Origin of the sequence: Fibrobacter sp. UBA2449 (assembly GCF_002342555.1) — a bacterium.
Classification (GTDB): Bacteria; Fibrobacterota; Fibrobacteria; order Fibrobacterales; family Fibrobacteraceae; genus Fibrobacter.
Window position 1 is genome coordinate 140,276 of record NZ_DDQF01000016.1, and the last position, 25,844, is coordinate 166,119.

A 25,844-nucleotide genomic window follows, 5' to 3' on the forward strand; every position below is an offset into this window, starting at 1 on the left:
ATTGCGTGATTCTATATTTTACTGCACAGAGAAGCACTTATGCGTTTGTGTGCTCCTCTTCGAAAAAAAGAGGTAAAATATGGTTAAAAGAGTCAGTCCCTGGGATTCCGGTTTCTCGATGTTCAAGCGCCGCATTGGCGAACAGCTGCAACTGAACGGTTTTTCGGACGGCCTTGTCGATGATTCCGAACTGCTTTCGTTCTACCGCATGGGCGAAAGCGAAACCTACGTGCTTTCTGCACTCGGTTGCGCGGTTGGAATGTAGGGCCCTATTTAGCCTTGTAGCTGACGAAACGCACGTTTCCGCAGAAGTCCTTGTGGCTTCCGGTAAATTCGAGCCAGGGATATTGGGGGGCTTCCGCCTCGAGCATGGGGGCCTGTTCCGAACCGATTTCGAGGAAAATCGGGGCGCCCGCGTTCAGCTTGCCTTCGGTCTGCTGGAGCATCTTGCGCACGAGCGTGAGACCGTCGGGCCCGCCGTAGAGGGCGAGTTCCGGGTCGAACTTGTCCACCTCGGGCTGGAGTTTCCCCTTCTCGCTGTCGGGAATGTAGGGGAGGTTCGCGATGAGGCAGCTGATTTTAGGCAAGGTCGCTGATAAGGTTGGTGAGCCCGCCGAACCAGCCGAAGCGCCGACAATCTTCGCCACGATGTCGCCCGTTACGGCGTCAAGCAGGTCGCCCTGCGCGAAGGTGAGGCTTGCGCCTTCGGTGCTTTCTCCGAGCCCGTTCGCTTCTGCATTTTCGCGGGCAAGTGCGAGCGCGTCTTCGGAAATGTCCGTTGCGAGTACTTTTGCACCTTCGATTTCTTTTGCGCAGGCGATTGCGATTGCGCCCGTTCCCGTACCCACTTCAACCACGAAAGGGGCGGTTACGCCTTCCAGTGATTTCTTCGCCATGTCGACGAGTTCCTCGGTTTCCGGGCGCGGGACCAGTGCACGCGTGTCGCACTTGATGATGTGCCCGCGGAAACTCGTATCGCCAATGATGTGCTGCAGCGGCTCGCGGTTCGCGCGGCGCGCCACCAGCGGGCGGAGCGTGTCGAGTTCGGCTGCGGTCAGGGGCTTCTCGAAGTTCAGGTACAGGTCCATGCGGTTTTTCATGCCGAGACCATGGCTGATGATGTATTCCGCATCCAGCCGCGCATCGGGCACGCCCTTCTTTTCGAAGAAGACCTTCGTGCGATTGAGGATTTCAAGTACGGTCATTTGCGGCATTTTCTTGTTATGCCCGCGAAGGCGGACATCTCCTTTAAGCGGTGAACTTCCCGAGTTTCTCCTGCGCGTTCGCCATCTGGAGCCCGTTGATGATTTCATCCAGGTCGCCGGTGATGACCTTGTCCAGGTTGTACAGGGTAAGGCCGATGCGGTGGTCGGTCACGCGGTTCTGCGGGAAGTTGTAGGTGCGGATTTTCGCGCTGCGGTCGCCGGTGCCCACGAGGGCCTTGCGGCTGGCGGCTTCTTCCTGTTCCTTCTTCGCGATGACCGCGTCGAGGATCTTGGAGCGCAGCATTTCCATGGCGTGGAGCCTGTTCTGCAGCTGGCTGCGTTCGGTCTGGCAGCTCACCACCACGCCCGTCGGGATGTGGGTGAGTCGCACGGCTGAGTCCGTCTTGTTGATGTACTGGCCGCCCGCACCCGAAGAACGGTAGGTGTCCATGTGGATGTCGGCTTCGCGGATTTCCACGTCGACTTCTTCTGCTTCGGGGAGAATCGCCACTGTTGCCGCCGAGGTGTGGACGCGGCCCTGCGCCTCGGTCTCGGGCACGCGCTGCACGCGGTGCACGCCGCTTTCGAACTTGAGCGTGCCGTAGACGCTGTCGCCTTCAATGAACACGCGGATTTCCTTGTAGCCGCCCACGGTGCCTTCGCTCGCATCCTGGATGGTCATCTTCCAGCCCATGCGGCTGCAGTAGCCCTGGTACATGCGGAACAGGTCGCCCGCGAAGAGCGCCGATTCGTCGCCGCCGGTACCGCCGCGGATTTCGAGCGTCGCGTTGCGGTAGTCCCACGGATCCTTCGGCACCATCAGTATCTGCAGCTCGTCGGTCACGCCCGGCAGCTTCTTCTCGATGTCCGAAATCTCGGCTTTGGCCATCGCGACCATCTCGGGATCCGGGTCGCCGAGTGCCGCCTTGTATTCGGCGAGGTCGTTTACCATCTGAAGGTATTCCTTCGCCTTTTGTACGGCCTTCTCGATACCCTTGTACTGCTTGTGAATCTTGTTGTAGCGGGCCTGGTCGGCGAGAACGTCCGGGTTCCCGAGTTCCGATTCCAGTTCCTCGTACTTTTCGATCAGTTTTTGAGCCTTGTCTTTCATCGTGCCCAAATCTAAAAAAATTTATATACTTTAGTATAGGCCTATCTTGAAATGGTCGCTCGGAATCCTGCTATGCTTTTATAGACAACATCCCGACTATGAATTTGTAGAGGGTCGTTTCCGGTTCGATGAGCGGCATGGAAATCCTGAAAGGAGAAATAGTGTCGAACCCTTAATCCGGACGTCCAATGCCATTTTGGATAAAATAGATAATCTGGGACTTTCGAAAGAATTTGGCGCAACTCAGGGCCTCTTGCAGAATCAGGTGTCGAAAATGCTGGGCAGCTATGGAATGTACAATGGCGAGGATGCGTTTCGGACGTGCAATTACCGTGTGAATTGGCCTTGTCAAGACCGTAAGGATAGGACGTCAGGAGTGGATGGACCATAACGTGCTCTTCGGGGAAGGACTTACGGGAAAATATGGCGTAGCACTTGTAGGGAACGAGGATTTGTCCAATATCACCAGTGTGGCCATGGATCGGCTTTCGTACGCAGTCCCTAGCGGCGAAGCGAATTCCTGGTTCGTAATGATGGACCTGAATTTGCGGGCGCTGATCTATCAGGATTTTATCGAAAAACCTGACATCAAGGAAAATCATCGCGGGGTTTGCCCTGTAGGTTTTCATGTCCCGACCCGTGCGGAATGGGAGGATCTGATTTCTTATGTTGCCATGGATATGGTGAAATTCCGCAGCTATAGCCTGTTCCGCGATTATGCAAAAGCCTACGAAGCGGATGACACGAAAGCGAAGTCTCGGATCAATGACGAACTGGATGCGTCTTACAGCAGGTGGCGAAAGGGCCGGAAGGACGTCTTTGACTGTAGGCATGGAGAAAGGTGCCGCTTCAATGTATGGGATATGCAGTGTGTCATCGAGGAGGAAATCGTGAAACACCTCTGCAAGAAGGGCGCATGGCCGCTTGATGAAAACGGAAATGACCAGTGCCTGGATTCGTATGGATTCTCCATGCTCCCCAATAGCTTGACAGGAGGGGACATGTCTTATTGGACGGCGGACGCCAATATTTCGAAATGCAGGGATATCTTTGAAAAAGGCCGCCACCAGTGCGTGTACGATATCGAGGGCTTGGGCTTTACAGTAAAATACGGTGCCTCTGTAAAGAAAACCTGGCAGGGCTTTGAATTCTCGCGTATTGAACCGAGACTCGGATTTGCAAATCTCCGTTGCCTAAAAAACAGGGAAAATACCTATATTTCCAGGTAGGCGCTTTTGCGTTGAAGGTGGGTTAGAATGTTTTTTGGGAGCAAGAGGCTCGTTTCCTTATTCCTATTCTTTTTGCTTGTCGCATGTGGCGATGACGAAAGTTCCGGTGGAAAAACGGGAACTCCGGTTGCGACCGAGAGGACGATTTCGGGCGTGGTTCAGAAAGGCCCCTATGCGCAGGGCGCGTCCGTCTCCGTGCATGAACTTGATGCGGGCGTGCTGTTGCTTACGGGAAACCATTACGAAGGAAAGGTGCAAAACGATTCGGGAGCCTATTCGGTCACCTTCGACGAGTTTGAATCTCCGTATGCCATACTTGAGGCCAGTGGCCTTTTCAGGAATGAACTGACGGGCGCAAAGACCAAATCGTCTGTGACGTTGTATGCGGTGACGGATTTGTCCGAGCGTGATTCGGTGAATGTGAACTTGCTGACCCATCTGGAATACGCACGCGTGCTTTACCTTGTCACCGTGAAACACATGTCGTTCTCCGAAGCGAAAGCGCAGGCCGAACGCGAGGTGATGGCCGCATTTGGTATCAAGGGAGACTTTGGACTGGCGGAGGATCTGAATGCCTTTGGGAACGGGGATGGGAGCGCGGCTCTGCTTGCCATGAATGTGCTTGTGCTTGGATGCTTGAATACGGAATCCGGCCCCTTCAGCTTGGGGAATCCCAAAGGGGGCGCTGGTGAGGAATCGAAACTTTCGGAACGCCTTTCGGATATGGTTTTTGATATCGAGAAAGATGGCGAATGGAACGACAAGTCGACCATCGTGAAAATAGCCGACTGGGCGGCAAACCAGAGCATGGAAGGCGGTCTCGACTCAATCCGTGAAACGGTCGCTTCGTGGAAGATGTCCAAGAAGGTCCCGGCATTTGAAAAGTATGTGGACAATTTTTGGTGGATGGCTTATGGGTTCGATGTGTGCGATGGAAAACGCGAGAACGAGGCGCGACGCAATATGAACCCGAAAAGCGCAATGGAAGGTGTTTATTTTGTATGCCAAAACGGGAAGTGGGTGTCGGAAGAATACTTGGAGGATGATTCTGACACGACGGATGTCAAGGACACGGCGCAGGTAGCGGACACTTCGGTTGTAGATACCGCTGGCGTCGCGGACACTACGGTTGTCGATACCCTGAGCGATTTCGAAAAGGATACGCAGGGTCAGAGGTGCACTTACTTTGGACGGATTGTACATGGCGTTGTCGATACGAACAATGTGTACTTCTGCGATGGTGTCAAATGGAAACTTTTCGATGGTGATGAAAGTGCACGGTACTATAAGCTGATGGATAACCGTGATGGACGAATCTACCGGTATGTGAGGATTGATATCCAGAACTGGATGGCGGAAAACCTGAATTATGGCGATACTGCATATAGTTGGAACGAGGCGAAGACCGCGTGTCCGGCCGGATGGCACCTTCCGAGCAAGGAAGAGTGGGATTACTTGTTCAGGAGTATAGGTAGCACGTCACAATCTGAACTGGATAAACGCGGTTTTGCGGCAAGGCCTGCCGGACTGCTGGGCGTGAGTTATTGGACGAGTTCGTATGACAAGGATTCCCAGGGCAGATACCCGTATGACATCTTTTTTTCAAATACGGGAACAGGGTTGTCGAAGTTGCATGATTCGACTTCACGATTCCCGGTCCGTTGCGTGCAGGATTACGAAACGCTTTCTGCGTGCGATGAGGAAAATTTGCACAGGGTCGCGAGATATAACAACATGGTCTACTATGTCTGCGAAGAAGACGGCTGGCATATGATGAACTATGACGAATATAACGAGTTCAAGTGGACGGGTGCGGTGGAAGGCAAAACGCTGTGGGATGGCTCTGATCCGCGTATGTGCTATGTTTACGATAATGGTGCCTGGTATGAACGCGATAGTTCCAACTGCAAGTTAGGACTTGGTGGCTGTACTGCGGCGCGACAGGGGGAATTGTCGAGGTCGTCTAAATCCGTATGGTACACTTGCGATAATGGCACTTGGGTGGGGACAATGGATTCCACTGTGGACCAGATAATGTTGGGTACCGATTTCGACGAGGGCACTGTCGTGAAATGCCCGTCAAATGGCCGCTACTGTGTGTTTCAGGATGGCCATTGGCGCGAGGGAACCAAGATGGATAGCGTCCTCTATGCTTTGGGAGGCACCCCGTGCATGGTAGAGGGTGATACGTCCAAGGTGAAGTATGCAGGTGAATACTATGTGTGTCGCTACGTGTCGTGGCGTGCGGTTCACATGCAATGGGAGACGGCTCCGCTGATATACAACGATACCTACGAAGACCGGGATGAGTGTAGTGCGACAGGGCTATATGGTGATGGTACTTTCCATAACAAGCATGATAATGCGACTGGACGCGTCTACGTATGCGAAAATGGTGGATTCCGGTTGCCCACGGAAAGGGAAATGCGATTGAATTTAGGCTGTACCAGTTATATCTACGGCAAAAAAATCATGGTGAACAACACGCATTTCGTGTGCAGCGAAGAGGGCTGGAAAATAGATTCGACCGCGTGGGAATATGGCTCGTTCACGGATGCGCGCGACGGCAGGGTGTACAAGACAATTGACATCTGGGGCCAGACATGGATGGCCGAAAACCTGGACTACAGGGATTCTGTCGCAAATCCCGAACTGGAAGGAAACCGCTGGTGCTACGACAATGAGGCTGATCAGTGCGACACCTACGGCTCGTTCTATTCCTGCGAATTGTCCAGCCAGGTATGCCCTGCGGGTTGGCGTTTGCCGTCGATATCGGATTGGATGAACCTGTACAATTTTATAGTGCTTATGGGTGGTGACCCGCAGAATGGTTTGCGGGCGAAGGAAGGCTGGTCCGATAATACGGGACATAGCAGGAACGGAACTGATGTGCTTGGTTTTACGGCACTCCCTGGCGGAATCATGTATGAAGTGGGTTCGTATGGAGATGCTACGCGACAAGCGTGGTTCTGGTATGCACAGGACTGCTCGCTGAACGAGTATGAAGCGTTCTATTTGTCCAGCGAGGAAGTAAACTTTGTTACGAGCTCCGTTTCGGGAGGCGTGGTATCGGATGCGTATAGCATCCGCTGCATAAAGGATTAATGCGCTTCTAGCCAGTTTTCGCCGAAGCCGACGCTTGCGACGAGCGGGACCTTCAGCTGCATGGCGCCTTCCATCTCGGATTTCACCATCTGGGCCATCGTTTCCACCTGGTCGCGGGGGCATTCGAACACGAGTTCGTCGTGCACCTGCAGCATCATTTTGAGCGGAAGGTTTTCTTCGTTGATTCGCTTCTGGATGCGGATCATCGCAATCTTGATGAGGTCGGCGGCGGAGCCTTGCACAGGAGTATTCACGGCCATGCGTTCTGCCATCTGCGATTCCATGCGGTCGCTGCTGTCGATGCCCGCAATGTAGCGGCGGCGGCCCGATAGGGTTTCTACGTAGCCGTCTCGGTGGGCGGCCGCCTTGGTATCTTCGATAAACTGCTGTACACCCTGGTACATCCCGAAGTAACCGTCGATAAAATCCCTTGCCTGCGACATCGGGATTTTTAGGTCACGGGCGAGGCGGAAAGCCGTCATCCCGTAGAGTACGCCGAAATTCACCACCTTTGCATCGCGGCGCATATCGCTCGTGACGGCGTCGAGATCCACCCCGTAAATTGCTGCTGCTGTGCGGGCGTGAATGTCGATGCCTTCCTTGTAGCTTTCGATGAGCGCGGCATCGCCACTCAGGTGCGCAAGCATTCTGAGTTCAATCTGCGAGTAGTCTACCGCAAGGATTACGTTGTCCTTACTCTGCGGGATGAATGCTGCGCGAATCTTCTTGCCCAAGTCGCTGCGTACGGGAATGTTCTGCAGGTTCGGATCGCGGCTCGAAAGGCGGCCTGTCGCGGTACCCCACTGGATAAAGCTCGTGTGGATGCGGCGCGTATCCGGATTGATGAGCGTCGGGAGCACCGAAATGTAGGTGCTCTGCATTTTCTTGAGTTCGCGGTACTCGATGACGGCAAAAACAATCGGGTGTGGCGCCTTGTAGCTGAGTTCTTCGAGAACCACGGCGTCGGTACTGCGCTTCTTGATTTCGGGAAGCCCGAGTGTATCGAAAAGCACATCGCCCAGTTGCTTTGGCGAGCCGATGTTGAACTCGACTCCCGCCATGTCGCAGATTTCCTTTTCCAGGTTTTCGATGCGGCGGGCAAGTTCCTGTTCCAGCGTTTTGAGGGCCGGAACATCAATCGCGACCCCTACGGATTCCATCTGGTACAATACCTTCAGGAGGGGCATCTCCTGCGCGAAGAAGTACTTCACGTAGTCGAGCTTTTCGAGTTCCTGCTTGAGCGGCTTCCAAAGGCGGAGCGTGTAGACTGCATCTTCGGCGCCGTATTCGGTGGCGTCCTTGATGGGCGCGCGGTTAAACGTAATCTGGTTTTTGCCGCGGCCAATAAGATTTTCTATCGGGATCATCTCGTGCTGCAGGCGCTGCATCACCTGGTTGTCGAGTCCGAGGCCAGATTGCCCCGGCGAAAGCATCCAGGCGGCAATCAGCGTGTCGATGATGTTTGCGTTGTCGATAACGGATTGCGGAATCTTGAACGCGCGTGCGAGAACATGCAAGTCGAATTTTGCGTTGTGGAAAACGAACGCGCGCTGGGATGTCGCGCCCGCGAAAAATTCCTTGAACCACTCCTTCGCCTTGTTGAAGTCGAAGTTGCCGCCCTTGCCCGCGGGGAGCGAGAACCCGATTTCGTCGGTGTGCGCAAGGGGAATGTAGTAGCCCTTCGCAACCTTGCCATCGCTGTCGGCGGAGGCGAGGCACATTCCCACGAGGCCGCACTGCATCGGGTCGAGGCCGTCTGTTTCGGTGTCTACGCCAATCAAAGACGATGCGGAAAATTCCGCCTTCATCTGCTCGAAGACTTCATCGGTATCGACGCAAATATACGGGGGAGGAACATCAACTGCAAAATCTGCGCGTTCCACTTCTGCGTCCGTTGAATTATCGACGCCTTCCACGCCATCAGAACCTTCTCGCACGAATCCCGACTTGCTCGGAACTTTCTCAAGCAGGCGCAACAGGCTGTTGATTTCGTGGTCCTTGAACATCTGCGCCAAGGTGTCCACGTGCAGGCCGTTGTATTCAAGCGCATCTAAATTTCCGCTAAAGGCGCGCTTGGTCTGGAGCGTCACCAGTTCGCGGCTGAGGAAAGCCTTTTCGCGGTTGTTCGCCAAATTGTCGTGCAGGCCCTTCTTGGTAATCTTGTCGAGATTCGCGTACAAGTTGTCCATGTCGCCGTAATCGTTCAGCAACTGGATGGCCGTCTTGGGCCCCACCTTCGGCACGCCGGGAACATTGTCGCTCGCATCACCCATGAGCGCCAGGTAGTCGCGGATTTTCTCCGGCGGAAGCCCGTACTTTTCAAGCACCTGTTCTGGGCCAAAGTCAATACCGTCGGCACCCTTCGTCAGATGGAAAAGGTGAATCTTGTCGGTTACGATTTGCGACATGTCCTTGTCTTTACTGAGAATCACGACGCTGTCGAAACCTGCTTCGACTGCGGCTACCGCGGTACTTGCCATCACATCGTCCGCTTCGTAACCCGGTTCCGAGAGGAGTGGGATTCCGCTCGCTTCAAGGCTTTCTCCCAGCAGCGGCATCTGCGCCGCCATCTCTTCGGGCATGGGCCCGCGATTGGCCTTGTAGTCGGGGTAAAGTTCGTGCCTGAAAGTCTTAGTGTGCGCGACATCGCGTGCAATCGCAAAATGCGTCGGCTTGTGCTTGGCCAAAATGCGGAGCACCGCACCCCAGTAACCGTGCATCATGGAAACGTCTTCGCCTTGGCTGTTCTTGAGCGGGTTTTGCGAGTAGGCGTAAAACATGCGGAACGCAAGCGCGTAGGAGTCGAGCAATAGTAAAGTCTTTTCAGGCATGCTTTGAATGTAGAAATTTGTTATATTCGTGTTTGTAAAACAAGAGGATAAATCATGAAGAACTTTAGCGAAAATATCAAGTACATCGGTGTCGATGACCGCGATTTGGATTTATTCGAAGGCCAGTACGTGGTGCCCGAGGGCATGGCGTACAATTCGTATGTGATTGTGGACGAAAAGATTGCCGTGACCGACACGGTCGATGCCCACAAGGTGGGCGAGTGGCTTGCCAATCTGGATGCTGCTCTCGCGGGTCGCAAGCCGGATTACCTCGTGATTCACCACCTGGAACCGGATCATGCCGGCGGCATTGCGGACTTTGTCGCGAAGTACCCAGAAGCGACGCTTGTGGCGTCTGCAAAGGCGTTCGCACTGTTGCCGCAGTTCATGGCACTCCCTGAATCGGTCAAGAAACAGACCGTGAAGGAAGGCGATACGCTTGCGCTCGGCAAGCATACGCTCCAGTTCATTGGAGCTCCGATGGTGCACTGGCCCGAAGTGCTGTTCAGCTACGAGCAGAGTGAAAAGGTCTTGTTCTCGGCCGATGCGTTCGGCAAGTTCGGCGTGTACGATGCCGATCCGGACGACTGGGCGTGTGAAGCCCGCCGCTACTACTTCAATATCGTGGGCAAGTACGGCAACCAGGTGCAGGCGGTGCTCAAGAAGGCTGCCGCGCTCGACATCAAGACGATTTGCCCGTTGCACGGTCCGGTGCTCACCGAAAACCTCGGCTATTACATCGATAAGTACAACACCTGGAGCAGCTACGCTCCCGAAGACAAGGGCGTGCTTGTGGCGTATGCCTCTATTTACGGCGGAACCAAGAAGGCCGCGGAATTGCTCGGCGAAAAGCTCAAGGCAGCCGGTGTCGAAAAAGTTGTGGTCTCTGACCTTGCCCGCAGCGACATGGCCGAAGTTATCGAAGATGCTTTCCGTTACGATCGCATGGTGGTGGCAGCTCCCACGTACGATGCGGGCCTTTTCCCGGTGATGGAAGATTTCCTGAATCACCTGAAGGCAAAGAATTACAGCAACCGCAAGGTGGGTGTCATGGAAAACGGCACCTGGGCTCCGATGGCCGCCAAGAAGATGACCGAAATCCTCGCCACGCTCAAGAACGTGACGCTCGCCGAAACCGTGGTGACGGTGAAGTCGACGCTCAACACCGAATCCGAAGCGGCGCTTGACAAGCTCGTGGCCGAGATGGTGTAGAAAACGCCGTAGTTGTCTTTGTAAAATAAATTTTGAGAACATTTTGGGAATGGCGAATTTCTTTGAATTTCGCCATTTTTGTTTGTTTTATGGCTAATTACGGGCGAAAGAGCGGTAAAATGATAAAATTTCCTATTGACTTTTTCCTTTTTTGAATATAAATTTTGAGAAAAATTTTGAGAACAATGCGGGCGGGTTGTCCGCGACTCAAAAAAAGGATGGATGTTATGGGTTGTAATTCGTTGAAAATGTCGCTCTCGGCGCTGCTTGTGTGCGGGGCGACGGTTGTCGGTACGGCGACTTCCGCGTTCGCGGTCACCTCGCCGGATTTCCCGATGGCGGGATTTGCCACGCAGAATGGCGGCACCACGGGTGGCAAGGGCTATTCCGAGGTCACGGTGGACAACGTGAGTGACCTTAAGAGCTACGCCAAGGCGGGCAACAAGATTATTTATGTGAAGCCGGGGACGTACATGGGCCCCGTCGAGGTCGGCAGCAACGTGACGATTTACGGTTACCAGGGCGCCATCATCGCGCAGCCCACTTCGGGCAGCGCCATGAAACTGAGCGGCTCGAAGAACGTCATCATCCGCAACCTGAAATTCAAGGGCGTCGGCGCGCACGACGATGATGACGAGGATTGCCTCCAGGTGAATCACGAATCCAAGAATGTGTGGATTGACCACGTGGATGTCTACGACGGTCACGACGGCAACCTGGACATTACCAACGCCTCGGACTACGTGACGATTTCGTGGACCAAGTTCAGCTACACCTCGGCATCGACCGGACACCAGTTCAGCAACTTGATTGGCAACAGCAAGACAAAGACGAGCGACCGCGGACACCTGAACGTGACGATTCACCATACGTGGTGGGCGGACGGCGTGGTGGAACGCATGCCGCGCGTGCGTTTTGGCAAGGTGCATGTGGCGAACAACCTCTTCGACAGCAAGGACGCGAGCTACTGCGTGCGTGCTGCCATCGAGGCGGATATCCGCATCGAAAGGAATGTGTTCGTCGGCGTGCAGAAGGCACTTGACCTCTACACGAGCGACGGTGCCATCACTGCGGCGCAGATGATCGAAAATTACGAGGAAAACGTGAAGAAGCCGCAGTCGGGGACGGGCACGGCGTTCAAGCCGAGCTATTCCATGAGCCTCACCGACGTAAGCACGCAGGCGAAGGCCTATGCCCTGCGCGATTCCATTAAGTTGTATGCAGGAGCTACACTCCCGGATCCGGGTGCATCGTCTGTGGTGACTCCGGCAAGTTCCAGTAGCGCAAAGTCGAGCTCCAGCGTGGCATCGAGTTCTTCCGTGAAGTCGAGCAGCAGTGTCGCAAAGTCCAGCTCGTCGCAGGGGACTGTTGCGGGCGAGGCTAGCCTCACCAAGCATGGCTCGGGCAGTGCAAACCAGGAGGTTGCCCAGGGCGCTGCGGTTACGGAATTCTACTACACGATTGCGGGCGCGACGGGTGCCACAGTGACGGGGCTTCCGGATGGCGTGTCGGGTACGCTCAAGGGTTCTGACTTCTACATTTCGGGAACGGTCTCTGCGACGGCTGCGCCGGGTGCATACAAGTTTACCGTAACGACAACGGGTGCTACGACGAATGCCTCGAAGAGCGGGACCATTACCGTGACGGGGAACGGCACGGCGCCTGCATCGAGTTCCTCTGCAAAGTCCAGCAGTAGCGTCACACCGCAGTCGAGCGATAGCGAGACAAGTGTGTCCAGCAGTAGCAACAAGGTCACTGAACCTGCCGAAGTGACGTCCAGCAGCAGCGAGGCTTCCGATGCAATTCGCGGAACGGGTTTTGCCCCGCAGTTCACGGTCTCTACCGCAGGTCGCGTGTTGCAAGTCCAGAATGCAGCGGGCAATACGATGGCGATTTTCGACATGCAGGGCCGCCTGCTCTTGACCAAACGCATAGCGACTTCCGTCGAGTCGGCGCTACTCCCGCATACGGGGACGTTTATACTGAAAATCGGCCCGCGCACCATGCGCGTGAATGCCCGCTAAACGAAAAATTTCTCCTCCAAAATACCGGCGTCCGCGTAACAGCGGGCGCTTTTTATTACATTGTGTAAAAAAGGAGGACTGCTATGAGATGGAGAATTTTTGCCCTGGCTGCATTATTGTGTCTGGCCGCTTGCGGCGATGACGACAGCGATTTTGCGACACGTCCGGACGGGAAAGAATCTTCGTCGAGCGTCGTCTCTTCTTCGAGCGTCACGCCGAAGTCGAGCGATGGCGAGACAAGTGTGTCCAGCAGCAGTTCTGCGAAATCGTCATCGTCGAGTGTTGCTTCAAGTAGCTGTTCTAGCGGTGGCTACGTAAAGCCTTCCACTGTGGTTGTGGGATCTATGACCGACGAACGCGATGGCCAAACCTATAAGACTGTGACCATTGGTACGCAGACGTGGATGGCGGAGAATTTGAACTACGCATACACTGACGTTCCTTATGAATATGAGAAAGTCAAAGAGGTGTTCACCTCCGATTCTACTAGCTGGTGCTATAATGATTCTGCAGAATATTGTGCTAAGTACGGTCGCCTTTATACGTGGGCAGCCGCGATGGACAGCGTGGGCGAGTGGTCTGCAAACGGCAAGGATTGTGGCTATGGCAAGAGCTGTTCTCCGACTTATCCGGTACGTGGAATTTGTCCCAAGGGTTGGCACTTGCCGGATTTGACGGAATGGAGAACGCTGGCTACCGCAGTTGGACGAGCTGAGAGACTCAGATCTACTAGCGGCTGGGATGGTAGCGGCAACGGCACGGACTCCTATTCCTTCTCGGCGTTGCCTGCCGGCGACAGGGAGTACAATGGGAATTATGTCGGCGAGGGCGGTCGCGTAGACTTTTGGAGTTCTACTGAGAATAGCACGTACAGCACGTACCAGATAAACGTGAGCTACATCGGTACCTCCATGGGCATGGTCACCTACCGCAAGTGCAGCGGATTCTCCGTCCGTTGCGTCAAGGACTAGTTATTGATTAGTTAAACGCCTGCGGCAACGCGTCGATGACATCGCTCGGGAGCATGCTGAATGCTCCCATTTTTGTGCGGGCTATGCGGCCCGCTTTTTGATGCAGTAATGCTCCGAGCACGGCAGCTTCTGCAGTCGGTAAGCCTTGTGCGAGCAGAGCCGCGATGATTCCCGTGAGAACGTCGCCGGAGCCGCCCTTGGCGAGGCCCGAGTTGTGTGCGGGAATCACGAATACGCGACCGTCGGGAACGGCGACGAAGGTCGGCGCGCCTTTCAGGAGAATGACCTTCTTCGTATTGCGGGCGATGTCGCGAAGTAGTTTGGGTATGTCGATATCGTTTGTCGGGAGCGCTCCGAAAAGCCTTTCGAATTCCCGGCGGTGCGGCGTGAGAATTGCCGCTGCGGTCTCGATGCTGTGCAGGTAAGATGCCGCGCCCGAAGTGGGGCTTGCGGATGTCTTGTTGTGTGTGGCGATGGCGTTCAGCGCGTCGGCGTCGATGACTAGCGGGCAGTTGAGCTGCGGGAGTATTTCGATGACGGCGTCGCGCGTGCATTCGGCGCTCCCTAGCCCCGGCCCGATGGCGAGTGCCTGGTTGTGCTTCGCCTTCTCGAGAATTTGCGGGATGTGAGCGGGGGAGAGCGCTGTGGCGCGGTCGTCCGTGGAATCCGCATCTTGACCTGCGATATCTTGCAGGTTTACGAATACGGGTTCCGAAAGTTTCGCCTGCAGTACGGGCATCACGGCTTCGGGGCTTGCGAGCGTCACGAGGCCGGCACCGCTCCGGAGTGCTGCTTGCGTGCAGAGCGCGGCGGCTCCCGGCATATCGCCGGAACCTGCGACAATCATGGCGCAGCCCTGGGTGCGCTTGTCGCCCCAGTCGTCGCGCTCGGGCAACATTTGCGGAATGAGCGCCTCGGTGGCGAGGAACGTGTTCTCGCTGAACTGCTCGACGATGCCTGCGGGGTAGCCGAGCGGGGCGATGGAGGCTTCCCCGAATGCGGACCCGCCTTCGCGCGTGTATGCATCCAGCCGCGGGAACCCGAACAGGAGGGTTTCGCATGCGCGGGTACAGGGTTCCCGGCGCACGTGTTCCTGTGAGTCGTAACCGGTGGGTGCGTCGGCCGCGACAACCGCGACCTTCGACGCGGCAATGTCGCGGACCGCGGCTGCGTACAGTTCTCGCAGTTCGCCGTACGCGCCGTTCCCGAGCATGCAATCTACAATCAGGTCAAAATCCGCGAACCGCGGCGTGCGCGGTGCAGTTCCTGCCTGCGACAAACTTTCCGCTGCCGGCGAATACGGAATTAAACGGCCGCCTGCCTGCACAAAATCATCCAGAGCCATCTTGGCTTCGTTCTGGAATTTGTCCGCGGCAGCAAGTGAATACGTTGTGCAGGGGATTCCCGCTTCGATAAGCAACTTCGCGAGTACGAGTCCGTCACCTCCGTTGTTACCCCCGCCGACAAATACAGCCACCGATCGCGGTGCATTTCCAGCCCCGCGATAAGCATCTAAAACCTCGACCACCTTCTTGAACAGCGCGGCTCCCGCCTGTTTCATCAGTTCATAACCGGCCTCAATCGCCGCGCGCGTCTCACCTTCAATTGGGGCGTCTGTCTGGCGAACGTCCTTGGCGAGCGCTTCCTTGGCCGCCTTGTCAAGCGCCCTCATCCCCTCGGTCGAGAGGGCGGGCATGAGTTCCGTATAGCTGAACTGGTCGAGGTGTTTCATATCTTGAATATAAATTTATACAGCGGCCTTTGACAAGACCTCGATGGCGTATTCGCTGTACTTGACGCCGCCTTTTGCTGCATTGCGCTTCAGCCCTTCAATGACCCAAGTCGGCAAACGGAAAGATGCCATCTTCGTTGCTTCGCGGGCCTTGCGGGCCTTGATTTCCTTTACGGTTTCTTCCCAGGGGCCGTTGCTGACGATCGTTGTGCCATCTTCCAAACCCTTGCGGAATTCCTCTGCAAAATCGTGCTCGTTAAAATAGCGGAGTTCTTCTTCCGTCATGTCGGGCTTTTCCATTACTTTGAATGCCATAGATTTTCCTCGTCTTTGTGTGCACGCCTTGCCGTGACGACTGTGTACATGTCTTTTTCTAGTACGACTGACCATATTTTACCATCTACCTCTCCGATTGCTATGTATCGGTCTGGAAAAGAATTTGAACGCCTAAACAAACATCTGCCATGGACGAGTTTTGCTGCCATTTCGGGAGTGAATGTTCTCTCATCGAATTTTTCAAATGCGTGTTTTATGATTTTCATAATTAATATACAAATTGTATTACAAATTGTCAATACGTTTAAAAACCTTAAAATTATGCCAAAATACAATTATAAGTGCTTGCTTCTAAGAAAAAGTTTTATTGGCTCCCTCGTATTTGATGTCGCTTTTGTACTGTTTTTACTCAAATATAAATAAACAGAATGTCAAAACATGACATTTATAAAAAATGCAGTTGCCCAATATTTGCGTGATTGCGCTAGAACAAATCCAACGAACTGTCCAGGTAGATTTCTTCGCGCACTTTTAACTGGTGCTCGGGCTTGGTCATGTAGTAAAGCAGAAATTCCAGGATGACGGCGCTACCGAGGCTGCGTCCCTCGATTTTGAAATGGCGGAACCCTGCGGGCGCGTACACATTTTGGATGTCGTCAATCCCGATAAAGCCGGGGTTCTTCATCGCGTCGGAGAATCGGTAGCCCCTCTGGGCGGTGGGCGAGACGCATTTATGGTCTGCGCAATCTTCGCCGAGGCTTTTGCGGCTCACGTTCTCGTAGCAGGCCTTGCGGTCGTAACAGCCGAACCAGCAACATTCATTGCATAGGAACTCGACCTTCTGTTTTTGTGCGTCCGTAAGCGCGTTCAGCTTGCCGAATTGCTTGTTCAGGCGGAAATCCGGCACCACGTAACGGAATTCATCGCGGTTCAGTTCGGCGACAAACTCCTCGAAATCCGTAATCACCTTCGTGGTCGAAGAGACGAAATAAAAACCGGGGAACTTCGCCCTGATATAATCAAGCAGAAGGTCCGAGTGGATGATGATGCCGGCATCTGTGCTCTCGAACATCCTGCACAACTCGTTACACTGTGCATCGGCGAGGTGCTCTTCGCGAATCAGGGAATTGCTGAAGGTGAGCCGTGCCGAAATCCCGTATTCCTTCACGAGTGCCATAACCTTTTCCGGTTCGGCATCCCCGAAACCGACACGCCCGCCGCCCCAGATGCAGTCGCTGGGCGCCCCGTAAATGGAGCCGATTTCACACCAGTCGTAAAAGTATTCCCGGTGGTCGCGCCATAGCGGCAAAAAGGCCTTGTATAGGTCGTAGAACTCGAACAATCCGGGAAGGTGGTAAAAGACTTTTTCCAAGGACAATCCGCTGGGGCGCCATTGTTAGTCGTTGCAGAACGGTGCGTGCGCACCATGTGCGCAGGCGTTTTCGTGCCCACCTCCGCCATGGGATCCGCCAAGTAGTTCCGGTTGCGACTTAAGTTTGACGACCTTGATATAGGGTTTTTTGTATTCTTTTCATACGAGCAATGATAATTTTTTTGGGTGATATTGCAAGTGTTGCGTGTCACATTATGTTGCTTTGTAATGATGACAACATGTGTTTTTGTATTCACTTCACAAAAAAATACCATTCGATAATACCGGTGGTGTTTTGCGTTAGTCGGGTGATGGAAGGTGTGGCAAGTAGTTGCTATCTTTTACGGCATGAGCGAAAGTCTTGTACAGTGCGTCCGCACGGACGGATTCGAAATGGAATATGCGCGGTTCGGCAACGGTTCGCGTGCAATGGTTGTCATTCCCGGACTCGCCATCAAGAGCGTCATGAAGTCCGCTGCGTCCCTGCAGGTTCCCTACAAGATGTTTGTCGAGGATTTTACGCTCTATTTTTTTGACCGACGCAAGGATGTTGAGGCGGGTTATTCGCTCGAAGACATGGCCCGCGACCAGGTGCTTGCCATGCAGGCGCTCGGACTCAAGGATGTCGCCCTCTACGGCGTGTCGCAGGGTGGCATGGTGGCCCAGCATATTGCTGCGACGCATCCGGAACTCGTGTGGAAACTTGTTCTCGGTTGTTCGACTTCCAAACCCGAACCGCAGCAGCTCGAAGTAATCGGAAACTGGGCTCGCCTTGCCCGCGCGCATGACCGCGAAGGACTGGTGGATGCCTTCATCCGCGACTGTTTCTCGGTGAAGTTCGCCGAACGCTACCGTCGCGCGCTGCTCATGATGTACCGCGACGTTTCCGAGGCCGAAATGGACCGTTTTGCCATATTCGCCCGTGAATGCGACAACGTCGATACCGGCGATATGCTTGCAGATGTCAGGTGTCCGGTGCTGGTCCTTGCCGCAAGTGAGGACCGCGTAGTCCTTCCGGTTGCTTCCGACAAGATTGTAGACAAGCTAAACGCTGCGGGTGTCCCTTGTGAGTACAAGGTTTTCGAGGGGTACGGTCATGCTGCCTTCGACGAAATCAAGGAATACAAGGATAGGATTCTCGAATTTCTGAAACGCTGAATTTTCCGTTGCCGCTTATCGCGAGACCCTGATATAGTCCACGAGCATCTCGTTCGGAAACTGCAAATCGTCTACCTCGAATCCGGGCCAGTTGCCCGCGACGGCTACGTTCAATATGAAGAATTGCGGCTTGTGGAATGCTTCCAGGCCGTCCTTCGCGTCTTCGATGGCGATTTCTTGGTACTTGAAGTCGTCGACGTACATCGCGATGAGCTTTTCGTTCCAGACCATCTTGTAGTTGTGGAACTGCGTGATGTCGAGTTCCTTGCTCGTGCCGTAGTAATCCTTGGTGTTGTTGCCGTAGTCGGCTTGGTTCCCTCCGGCTTGCCAGTGGTTGGTGCCGTAGACGACGTTCTCGCTGTTTACCGCCTCGATGATGTCGATTTCGCCACAGGCGGGCCAGGAGACTGCGTCGATGTTTTCGCCTAGCATCCAAAATGCGGGCCAGATTCCCTTGCCTACGGGTAGCGCGATGCGGGCCTCTACCGTGCCGTATGTGAAGCTGAACTTGCCCTTGGTAATCATGCGGGCCGACGTGTATTTTGCGCCTTCGTAATCTTCCTTGTTCGCGCGGATGTGGAGGATGCCGTCTTGCACGAAGGCGTTCTCGCTGCGGCCGGTGTAGTATTGCCACTCGTTGTTGCCCCAGCCACTCGCTCCTGTCTCGAATGTCCATGTGGTTGTATCTATGGTGTCGAACTCGTCGCTCCAAAAGTACGGAGATTCGCTGCTACTCGACTCGACCTCTGTCACCCTGGAGTCGTCAGACGATAGGGTCCATGAGGAACAGCTTGACTCATCTTCTGTCACCCTGGAGTCGCTAGACGATAGGGCCCATGAAGAACTGGACACGCTTGTCTCGTTGTCACTCGACTGCGGTGTGACGAGGGTAGAACTGCTCGCGGGCGGTTCTTCTGCGGGGCCGGAACTGCTCGAATCGGAGGAACACGCGAAAAAGGCTGCACTTGCAACTGAGGCGATTATAAGGGGCGCTGTGAACTTTTGGAACATTCTTTAAATATAGCCTAAATTCCTGCGTCAGTGCCCTGGATACTCCAAATTGGAATAACGGGCGCGGTGAATGCTCCCTGCGAAAACGTGTTTTTGTAGTAGATTTCTTGCAAAAAGGGATGTTTATATGAAAGCTATTCTCAAGTATGGCCTGGTTGCCGCGTGTGCCCTGGCTGCAAATGCGTTTGCGCAGGATTTCTGCAACACTGCCGCCCATAGCGGGTCCAAGGTGGAGGTCTCCACGAACAATGTGGGTTCGTTCAGTAACGGTATCGGATACGAACTCTGGAACGAAGGCGGCAACGGTGGTTCCGCGACCTTCTACGACGACGGCTCTTTCAACTGCCAGATGACCGGCGCCAAGGACTACCTTTGCCGCGCGGGGCTTTCTTTCAATAGCGACAAAACCCATACAGAACTTGGCCACATGAAGGCGGATTTCAAGTTGGTCAAGAGCAATCTTTCGGGAATCCAGTATTCCTATATCGGTATTTACGGCTGGACCCGCGAACCGCTGGTGGAGTGGTACATCGTCGATAACACCGGCAGTGACTACATGCCCGGCGATTGGGTGGCCCAGGGATCCTCAGCAAAGAAACATGGCGTTTATGACATTGATGGAGCGAAGTATACGGTTTACGAAGGCGACCGAACCTCCTATTCCATCGATGGAGACAACAAGTACTTCAAACAGTATTTCAGTGTGCGTACCTCGAAGCGCGACTGCGGCACCATCGACATTACTGCACACTTCAAGAAGTGGGAAGAACTCGGCATGAAGATGGGCAAGATGCACGAGGCAAAGATTCTTGGCGAAGCGGGAAACTCCGAAGGGGCAAAAGCCAGGGGCGAGTATGATTTCCCCTATGCGAAGGTCTATATCGAGAGCGATACGCCGTCGAGTTCTTCTGTTGCTCCTGAGGTCAGCAGTTCGTCGACCACGGCTCTCCAGGGAATACGCTCCGTGACCGTCGGCAGCAATACGTCGCTCGTATTCGACGCCCAGGGCAAGTTCCTCAGTTCCTTCGAGACGGAAAACGATGCGGACTTGACCACGGCCATCAAGGCCAGGTTCCATTCCGGCGTTTACCTGGTGAAGCAGGGCTCAACGGTCCGTAGCATTACCGTAAAATAAGTGGTTAGTCCTGCGGGGCTTCGGGCGGGACTCTTGCAATCACGCCCACGGTTGCGCGGGTCGCCTTTACGAGGTCGGCAGGCGCGATTTTCAGTTGCAGGCCGCGTTCACCCGCGCTTACGTAGATGAACGGGAACTGCATCGCCGTCTCGTGAATAAAGATGGGAAAATTCTTCTTGAGCCCGAGCGGGCTGCAGCCGCCGCGGATGTAGCCGGTAAGTGGCGTCAAGTCCTTGAGCGGGACGGTATCGATTTTCTTGTTGCCACTGACCTTGGCGGCGCCCTTCAGGTCCACTTCGAGATTTCCCGGCACCACGCACACGAGGTAACCGATCTTGTCGCCGTGAACGAGAATCGTCTTGAAAACCTGGTTGATATCTTCGCCGAGGCTGTCGGCAACGTGCTGTGCGCCTAGGTCGTTCTCGTCGACCTTGTAGGGGATGAGTTCGTAACTGATTTTCTGCCGGTCGAGAATGCGCGCCGCGTTTGTCTTCTTGATGTCCATGTGGTAAAATATAAATCTTTGCGGTATGGCGTGCAATAGGCCTAAATTGCTATATTGCGCGGTATGGATACGCTCGTCTATACGGCAGATATTTCGGCCTTGAACGACCCGGCAGTTTTTGAAAGGCTGCTTGGGGAGGTGCCCGAGTATCGTCGCGAGAAGGCGATGCGTTTCAAGTTCCCGGGTGGCCGTGCGCAGTCGCTTGGGGTGGGCCTGCTGTTGCGTATCGCTTGTCGCGATTTCGGGATTGAAGGCGCAGACGCCCATGTGGTGCTCGGCGAGAACGGGAAGCCCGCTTTTCGCGATGAGCCGGATATACACTTCAACCTCTCGCATTCCAAGACGCGCGTGATGTGCGTTATTTCGCCCTACGAGGCGGGTTGCGACGTGGAGCGCGTGCGTCCGGGGCGTTCCCGCCTTGCGGAACGCTTCTTCAAGGAATCCGAGAACGCGTGGATACGTTCTTTCCCGGAAGGCGATGCGCAGGATATTGCTTTTTGCAGGCTCTGGACGCTGAAGGAATGCTACATGAAGGTGACCGGGCGCGGGATGGCGCTCTCACCGGACAAGTTCACGCTTTCTGTGACGCCCGATGGCATTATGCTCGATCACGAAGGCCCGCGACCGGAATACAGGTTCTTTGAATTGCCTGCCTGCCAGCTGACGGAAGGAGACCGCTACTGCCATGCGTATTGCTTGAAGGGCATGCCCGAGGGACATCGGGTGGTTTGTCGAGATGCTGACCTTATGGGAAATACTCCGTTCAATGAGGTTGCACGATGAAATCGTATAATGCAATCCTTGTCGGGAACGGCACCATGGGCAAGCGGCACCGCGCGCGTTTTGAAGCGTGCGGTGTGAAGTTTATCGCTGCTGCGGACAATCAAGAAGAATTTGACGGGTTTGCTGATAAATTAACGTGCGGGACTGCAGGTGGGCTGCCCGCAGACTTTGCGGTAATCGCGTCGCCGGCATCGACGCACTATGCCTACGCAAAGTTCTTCCTGGAGCGTAAAATTCCCGTGCTGGTCGAAAAACCGCTTGCCATCTCCGGCGAGGAGGCGCAGGAACTCGTAGACCTGGCTGCGAAAAACGATACCCTGTTGTTTGTCGCGCAGTCGGAATGCTACAACCCGATTTTCCTGAACTTCCGCAAGCATTTTTTGGCGGAACTGAACGCGCGTCTTGAAGCAGGCGATAAACTGCCCGCGGGCAACGTGCGCCTGGAATTTCGGCGCGAGCACAAGTATTCTGAACGTTGCCGCGACGTAAACGTATCGCTTGACCTGCTCGTTCACGACCTGAGCCTGTTCTTCACCCTGTTCCGGTATGAAGATGTCGATATCTCGTTCAAGACATCTGCCGAATCCCGCGATAGGGCAAGGATGTATTTGAAAGTTGCGCGCGGGCCCTACAAGGGCGTGACTGCAGATTTTTACGTGAACCGCGACAGCGACGTGGATGTACGCACGATTTCCGTGAGCTATGGACGGCAGGGCGGTTCCCCCGGCTCCAATTACACCGTGAGTCTCGCGCGATATCTCGACAACGGAGAAATTGCCCACATTCCTGACTCGCTCGAGAACGAACACAGGTTCTTCCTCAAGCTTTTGGACGGAGCCTGCGGTGACTGGGGCAAGCGCATTGCCCGGATTGCGGCGGACTGCGTGAAACTCGCCTCTCGGCAATAAGTAATTTTTCCATTTGCTTCGTATAGCTTCGTTTTTATAATAAGGACGAATCTTGCGCTTGCAAAAAAAAATGAATAAAAAATCCCGCGATTTCTCGCGGGACTTTCTACAGTCGTCATGTTCGCGTAGGCGAACATCTTAGATCCCCGGTCAAGCCGGGGATGACAAACGGGCCGATTACAGCTTGATGCTGCAGGGCTTGGCGTGCCAGATTTCCTCGGCGTACTGCTTGATGGTACGGTCGGAACTGAACTTGCCCATGCGTGCCACGTTGAGGATAGCCTTCTCGGCCCATGCCTTCTTGTTCTGGTATTCCTTCGCCACCTTGGCCTGCATGTCCACGTAGCTGCGGAAGTCGGCGCAGAGCATGTACGGGTCGTGGGTGAGGAGTTTGTCTGCAATGTGCTTGAAGAGGTCCGGACGGTCGGGGCTGAAGAAGCCGGAACCGATGAGGTCGATAACGCGGCGCAGGTCGTCGTCCTTCTCGTAGAAGTCGCGCGGACGGTAGCCCTTGGCGAGCAGGTCGGTGACTTCTTCGACGGTGAGGCCGAAGATGAAGATGTTCTCGTCGCCGACTTCTTCCTTCATTTCCACGTTGGCGCCGTCGAGCGTACCGATGGTGAGCGCGCCGTTCAAGGCGAACTTCATGTTGCCGGTACCCGAGGCTTCGGTGCCCGCGGTAGAAATCTGTTCGGAGAGGTCTGCCGCCGGGATAATCTTCTCGGCGAAGGATACGCGGTAGTTCTCGAGGAACACCATCTTGAGCTTGCCCTTGCAGACCGGGTCGGCGTCGATGATGGCGGCCACGGCGTTCGCGAGGCGGATGATCTGCTTGGCCATCCAGTAACCCGGAGCGGCCTTACCACCGATCATGATGGTACGCGGCAGGATTTCCTTGCCGTCCTTCACCTGGATGTACAGGTGAATGGCGTGGAGGATGTTCAGCAGCTGGCGCTTGTATTCGTGGATGCGCTTCACCTGCACGTCGAAGAACGTGTCGGTATCGACATCCACGCCCTGCGTAGCCTTGAGGTACTTGGCGAGGCGTTCCTTGTTCTGCTTCTTGACTGCCATGAATTCCTTCTGGAATGCGGCGTCCTTAGCGAACTTCTCGAGCTTCTTCAGGTCGTCGAGGTCCTTGACCCAGCTGTCACCAATCTTGGAAGAGATGAGGCTCGACATGGCGGGGTTGGCCTTGCGGACCCAGCGACGCGGCGTCACGCCGTTCGTCTTGTTGTTGAACTTTTCGGGCCACAGTTCGTAGAAGTCCTTGAAGAGCGTCGTCTTCAGGAGGTCGGAGTGGAGTGCGGCCACGCCGTTCACGGCGAACGAACCCACGATGGAGAGGTAGGCCATGCGGACCATCTTGCAGCCGCCTTCCTCGATGAGGCTCATGCGGGCGAGGCGTGCATTGTCGCCGGGCCACTTCATGCTGACCATGCGCAGGAAGCGTGCGTTGATTTCGTAAATGATCTGGAGGTGACGCGGGAGGAGCTTCTCGAAGAGGCTGACCGGCCACTTCTCGAGGGCTTCCGGCATCAGGGTGTGGTTCGTGTAGGCGAACGTTTTGGTGACGATGTCCCAGGCTTCGTCCCATTCCATGTTCTCGATGTCGAGGAGAATGCGCATCATTTCGGCGATGGAGATTGCCGGGTGCGTATCGTTCAGTTGGATGGCGACCTTCTCGGGGAACTTCTTCCAATCGCCGTCATGGAGCTTCTTGAAGCGCTTGATGATATCCTGCAGGGAGGCGGAACAGAGGAAGTACTGCTGCTTGAGGCGCAGTTCCTTACCGTTCATGGAGGAGTCGTTCGGGTACAGCACCTTGGAAATCGTTTCGGAGAGTTCCATGTCCTGCACGGCGGCGATGTAGTCGCCGTTGTTGAAGTAGCTGAGGCCGAAGTCGTCGGTGGACTTCGCGCTCCAGAGGCGCAGGTTGTTCACGGTGTTGTTCTTGTAGCCCGGAATCGGGGTGTCGTACGGGAGGGCGAGCACGTAGTCCTTCGTTTCCCAGCGGTTGCGGAGCCTGCCTTTCTCGTCCATCCAGCTCACCACGTAGCCGTAGAACGGGACCTTGATGGCGTTGGCCGGGCGGGCGATTTCCCAGGGGTTCGGGAGGCGCAGCCAGTTGTCCGGCTGTTCTTCCTGTTCGCCGTTCACAATCTTCTGGCTGAACATACCGTATTCGTAGCGGATACCCATGCCGGTGGCCGGGAGTTCGAGAGTTGCCATGGAGTCGAGGAAGCAGGCGGCGAGGCGGCCGAGGCCACCGTTGCCGAGACCAGCGTCAACTTCCTGTTCGCGGAGTTCTTCGAGGGTCATGCCGATTTCGTCGAGCGCTTCGGTGACGGCGCTTTCGACGTCGAGGTTCAGCACGGAGTTGCCGAGCGTGCGGCCAATCAAGAATTCGAGGGAGAGGTAGTAGACGCGCTTCACGTCTTGCTTGTAGTAGGTTTCCTGCGTCTTGATCCAGCGGTCCACGAGACGGTCGCGGACGGCGTATGCGACGGCGAGGAACTTCTCGTGGTCGGTCACGGTCACCTTGTTGCGGGCGAGCGTGTGGTGGATGTGGTCGGTGAACGCCTTGCGGAACGATTCCGCGTCGGTGCCGAGCACTTCGACTTCTTCTGCTTTCTTGGTTGCTTTTGCCATGACTAAGCCTATGGGTTTATGGTTCAAACTTGTTCGGGAAACCCGATTTTTTCGGGCTAAAATTTAGTAAAAATTATTTATCTTGACCCTGCGTGCGGATGTTTTCCATCAGGAAGTGGATTGCCTTGAGCCTGCCGTTGCATTTCTCGATGCAGTTATCGTAGAATCCCTTCGTCTTCTCGTCCCACTCGGGCACGATTTCGGAGGCGTACAGGAAGTGTTCGACGCAGATGGAAAGCTGGTCTGCTTCGCGCCGCAGGTCGTCAAGGTTCGATCTCGTGAAGAATGCCATGGTGGAAAAGATAGAAATCTACGCCGACAGCGTCCTAATCAGTTCCTTCTTGGTTGCCCCTAGGGCAAAGAACATCTTGATCATCAGTTCCAGCGAGACGCTCGAATCGGCGTGTTCCACCTTCGCGTATCGTGACTGGCTCGTCTTCGCAAGGATTGCGGCGGAGACCTGTGTTTCGCCACAAGCCTTCCGTTTGGCGATGAGCGCTTTTGCCAGGGCGGCCTTCATCTCGACAATCGCCATTTCGGCAGGGCTTAGCCCGAGATATTCGTCCACGTCCCCGATTTTCCAACCCTTCTTCTTCAATCTTTCTTTCTTCAGCTTATCCATAA

Annotated in this window: 22 protein-coding genes; 10 read left to right on the forward strand and 12 right to left on the reverse strand. The window is 54.9% G+C overall.

From position 1 onward, the window contains the following. Nucleotides 1-79: 79 nt before the first annotated feature. Nucleotides 80-265, forward strand: coding sequence for a hypothetical protein (locus tag B4B27_RS10665; RefSeq protein WP_173381751.1), 186 nt, complete (start codon nt 80-82; stop codon nt 263-265). A 4-nt stretch (nt 266-269) separates the two neighbouring features. Here the strand turns inward: B4B27_RS10665 and prmC are convergent, their stop codons facing one another. Both prmC and prfA read right to left on the reverse strand, forming a co-directional pair. Further along, nucleotides 270-1,205 (reverse strand): peptide chain release factor N(5)-glutamine methyltransferase, encoded by a 936-nt coding sequence (gene prmC, locus B4B27_RS10670; RefSeq protein WP_290726334.1) that lies wholly within the window; start codon nt 1,203-1,205, stop codon nt 270-272. A 43-nt stretch (nt 1,206-1,248) separates the two neighbouring features. Further along, entirely contained in the window at nt 1,249-2,316 is a 1,068-nt protein-coding gene (prfA, locus tag B4B27_RS10675) for a peptide chain release factor 1 (RefSeq protein WP_290726336.1), read from the reverse strand. A 362-nt stretch (nt 2,317-2,678) separates the two neighbouring features. Between prfA and B4B27_RS10680 the strand changes: the two genes are divergently transcribed. After that, nucleotides 2,679-3,545: an FISUMP domain-containing protein gene (locus tag B4B27_RS10680; RefSeq protein WP_290726441.1), complete on the forward strand. Its 867-nt coding sequence runs from the start codon at nt 2,679-2,681 to the stop codon at nt 3,543-3,545. Between the two features lie 27 nt (nt 3,546-3,572). Beyond that, complete coding sequence (locus tag B4B27_RS10685) at nt 3,573-6,650, forward strand: FISUMP domain-containing protein (protein WP_290726338.1); 3,078 nt, start codon at nt 3,573-3,575, stop codon at nt 6,648-6,650. Here B4B27_RS10685 and polA read toward each other — a convergent pair. After that, the gene (gene polA / locus B4B27_RS10690; RefSeq protein ID WP_290726340.1) at nt 6,647-9,481 is read right to left on the reverse strand and encodes a DNA polymerase I; all 2,835 of its coding nucleotides are present in this window, start codon (nt 9,479-9,481) and stop codon (nt 6,647-6,649) included. The two genes, B4B27_RS10685 and polA, sit on opposite strands and share 4 nt — an antisense overlap. A 54-nt stretch (nt 9,482-9,535) precedes the next feature. On the opposite strand from polA, the gene B4B27_RS10695 reads away from it, so the two are divergent. The 3 genes from B4B27_RS10695 (at nt 9,536) to B4B27_RS10705 (ending at nt 13,688) form a co-directional block, all read left to right on the forward strand. Beyond that, complete coding sequence (locus B4B27_RS10695; protein ID WP_290726342.1) at nt 9,536-10,693, forward strand: FprA family A-type flavoprotein; 1,158 nt, start codon at nt 9,536-9,538, stop codon at nt 10,691-10,693. Between the two features lie 227 nt (nt 10,694-10,920). Then, a complete protein-coding gene (locus B4B27_RS10700; protein WP_290726344.1) occupies nt 10,921-12,717 on the forward strand; it encodes a pectate lyase family protein in 1,797 nt (598 codons plus the stop codon). 83 nt (nt 12,718-12,800) lie between these two features. Beyond that, nucleotides 12,801-13,688, forward strand: a complete 888-nt coding sequence (locus tag B4B27_RS10705) for a fibrobacter succinogenes major paralogous domain-containing protein (RefSeq protein WP_290726346.1) — start codon at nt 12,801-12,803, stop codon at nt 13,686-13,688. A 7-nt stretch (nt 13,689-13,695) separates the two neighbouring features. On the opposite strand, the gene B4B27_RS10710 is transcribed toward B4B27_RS10705, so the two are convergent. From B4B27_RS10710 to B4B27_RS10725, 4 genes are all read right to left on the reverse strand, one after another. Then, nucleotides 13,696-15,420: an NAD(P)H-hydrate dehydratase gene (locus tag B4B27_RS10710; RefSeq protein WP_290726348.1), complete on the reverse strand. Its 1,725-nt coding sequence runs from the start codon at nt 15,418-15,420 to the stop codon at nt 13,696-13,698. A gap of 15 nt (nt 15,421-15,435) precedes the next feature. Further along, entirely contained in the window at nt 15,436-15,735 is a 300-nt protein-coding gene (locus B4B27_RS10715; RefSeq protein ID WP_072812312.1) for a hypothetical protein, read from the reverse strand. Then, nucleotides 15,720-15,962, reverse strand: coding sequence for a hypothetical protein (locus B4B27_RS10720; protein ID WP_290726350.1), 243 nt, complete (start codon nt 15,960-15,962; stop codon nt 15,720-15,722). The genes B4B27_RS10715 and B4B27_RS10720 overlap by 16 nt, the downstream gene beginning before the upstream one ends. A 218-nt stretch (nt 15,963-16,180) precedes the next feature. Beyond that, nucleotides 16,181-17,068 (reverse strand): hypothetical protein, encoded by an 888-nt coding sequence (locus B4B27_RS10725; RefSeq protein ID WP_290726352.1) that lies wholly within the window; start codon nt 17,066-17,068, stop codon nt 16,181-16,183. Nucleotides 17,069-17,416: 348 nt separating this feature from the next. Between B4B27_RS10725 and B4B27_RS10730 the strand changes: the two genes are divergently transcribed. Beyond that, nucleotides 17,417-18,226 (forward strand): alpha/beta fold hydrolase, encoded by an 810-nt coding sequence (locus B4B27_RS10730; protein ID WP_290726354.1) that lies wholly within the window; start codon nt 17,417-17,419, stop codon nt 18,224-18,226. A 15-nt stretch (nt 18,227-18,241) separates the two neighbouring features. Here B4B27_RS10730 and B4B27_RS10735 read toward each other — a convergent pair whose 3' ends face one another. Further along, a complete protein-coding gene (locus B4B27_RS10735; RefSeq protein WP_290726356.1) occupies nt 18,242-19,237 on the reverse strand; it encodes a glycoside hydrolase family 16 protein in 996 nt (331 codons plus the stop codon). Between the two features lie 127 nt (nt 19,238-19,364). Between B4B27_RS10735 and B4B27_RS10740 the strand changes: the two genes are divergently transcribed. Next, nucleotides 19,365-20,372, forward strand: a complete 1,008-nt coding sequence (locus tag B4B27_RS10740) for a glycoside hydrolase family 11 protein (RefSeq protein ID WP_290726358.1) — start codon at nt 19,365-19,367, stop codon at nt 20,370-20,372. Between the two features lie 4 nt (nt 20,373-20,376). Here the strand turns inward: B4B27_RS10740 and ybaK are convergent, their stop codons facing one another. Beyond that, a complete protein-coding gene (gene ybaK / locus B4B27_RS10745) occupies nt 20,377-20,877 on the reverse strand; it encodes a Cys-tRNA(Pro) deacylase (protein ID WP_072808570.1) in 501 nt (166 codons plus the stop codon). A gap of 63 nt (nt 20,878-20,940) precedes the next feature. On the opposite strand from ybaK, the gene B4B27_RS10750 reads away from it, so the two are divergent. Together B4B27_RS10750 and B4B27_RS10755 are read left to right on the forward strand one after the other, a co-directional pair. Beyond that, entirely contained in the window at nt 20,941-21,660 is a 720-nt protein-coding gene (locus tag B4B27_RS10750) for a 4'-phosphopantetheinyl transferase family protein (protein WP_290726360.1), read from the forward strand. Then, a complete protein-coding gene (locus B4B27_RS10755; protein WP_290726362.1) occupies nt 21,657-22,568 on the forward strand; it encodes a Gfo/Idh/MocA family protein in 912 nt (303 codons plus the stop codon). Before B4B27_RS10750 ends, B4B27_RS10755 begins: the two co-directional genes overlap by 4 nt. Nucleotides 22,569-22,745: 177 nt before the next feature. Here B4B27_RS10755 and B4B27_RS10760 read toward each other — a convergent pair whose 3' ends face one another. The 3 genes from B4B27_RS10760 to B4B27_RS10770 all read right to left on the reverse strand — a co-directional run bounded on the left by B4B27_RS10760 (nt 22,746) and on the right by B4B27_RS10770 (nt 25,842). Beyond that, the gene (locus B4B27_RS10760; RefSeq protein ID WP_290726364.1) at nt 22,746-25,220 is read right to left on the reverse strand and encodes a glycogen/starch/alpha-glucan phosphorylase; all 2,475 of its coding nucleotides are present in this window, start codon (nt 25,218-25,220) and stop codon (nt 22,746-22,748) included. Between the two features lie 73 nt (nt 25,221-25,293). Beyond that, nucleotides 25,294-25,512, reverse strand: a complete 219-nt coding sequence (locus B4B27_RS10765) for a hypothetical protein (protein ID WP_173382718.1) — start codon at nt 25,510-25,512, stop codon at nt 25,294-25,296. 18 nt (nt 25,513-25,530) lie between these two features. Continuing rightward, entirely contained in the window at nt 25,531-25,842 is a 312-nt protein-coding gene (locus B4B27_RS10770; protein ID WP_072808558.1) for a helix-turn-helix domain-containing protein, read from the reverse strand. Nucleotides 25,843-25,844: the final 2 nt, after the last annotated feature.

Coding starts and splice junctions, on each gene's coding strand:
- B4B27_RS10665 (WP_173381751.1), top strand. CDS start 80: ATGGTTAAAAGAGTCAGTCCCTGGGATTCCGGTTTCTCGATGTTCAAG.
- prmC (WP_290726334.1), bottom strand. CDS start 1,205: ATGACCGTACTTGAAATCCTCAATCGCACGAAGGTCTTCTTCGAAAAG.
- prfA (WP_290726336.1), bottom strand. CDS start 2,316: ATGAAAGACAAGGCTCAAAAACTGATCGAAAAGTACGAGGAACTGGAA.
- B4B27_RS10685 (WP_290726338.1), top strand. CDS start 3,573: ATGTTTTTTGGGAGCAAGAGGCTCGTTTCCTTATTCCTATTCTTTTTG.
- polA (WP_290726340.1), bottom strand. CDS start 9,481: ATGCCTGAAAAGACTTTACTATTGCTCGACTCCTACGCGCTTGCGTTC.
- B4B27_RS10695 (WP_290726342.1), top strand. CDS start 9,536: ATGAAGAACTTTAGCGAAAATATCAAGTACATCGGTGTCGATGACCGC.
- B4B27_RS10700 (WP_290726344.1), top strand. CDS start 10,921: ATGGGTTGTAATTCGTTGAAAATGTCGCTCTCGGCGCTGCTTGTGTGC.
- B4B27_RS10705 (WP_290726346.1), top strand. CDS start 12,801: ATGAGATGGAGAATTTTTGCCCTGGCTGCATTATTGTGTCTGGCCGCT.
- B4B27_RS10710 (WP_290726348.1), bottom strand. CDS start 15,420: ATGAAACACCTCGACCAGTTCAGCTATACGGAACTCATGCCCGCCCTC.
- B4B27_RS10715 (WP_072812312.1), bottom strand. CDS start 15,735: ATGGCATTCAAAGTAATGGAAAAGCCCGACATGACGGAAGAAGAACTC.
- B4B27_RS10720 (WP_290726350.1), bottom strand. CDS start 15,962: ATGAAAATCATAAAACACGCATTTGAAAAATTCGATGAGAGAACATTC.
- B4B27_RS10730 (WP_290726354.1), top strand. CDS start 17,417: ATGAGCGAAAGTCTTGTACAGTGCGTCCGCACGGACGGATTCGAAATG.
- B4B27_RS10735 (WP_290726356.1), bottom strand. CDS start 19,237: ATGTTCCAAAAGTTCACAGCGCCCCTTATAATCGCCTCAGTTGCAAGT.
- B4B27_RS10740 (WP_290726358.1), top strand. CDS start 19,365: ATGAAAGCTATTCTCAAGTATGGCCTGGTTGCCGCGTGTGCCCTGGCT.
- ybaK (WP_072808570.1), bottom strand. CDS start 20,877: ATGGACATCAAGAAGACAAACGCGGCGCGCATTCTCGACCGGCAGAAA.
- B4B27_RS10750 (WP_290726360.1), top strand. CDS start 20,941: ATGGATACGCTCGTCTATACGGCAGATATTTCGGCCTTGAACGACCCG.
- B4B27_RS10755 (WP_290726362.1), top strand. CDS start 21,657: ATGAAATCGTATAATGCAATCCTTGTCGGGAACGGCACCATGGGCAAG.
- B4B27_RS10760 (WP_290726364.1), bottom strand. CDS start 25,220: ATGGCAAAAGCAACCAAGAAAGCAGAAGAAGTCGAAGTGCTCGGCACC.
- B4B27_RS10765 (WP_173382718.1), bottom strand. CDS start 25,512: ATGGCATTCTTCACGAGATCGAACCTTGACGACCTGCGGCGCGAAGCA.
- B4B27_RS10770 (WP_072808558.1), bottom strand. CDS start 25,842: ATGGATAAGCTGAAGAAAGAAAGATTGAAGAAGAAGGGTTGGAAAATC.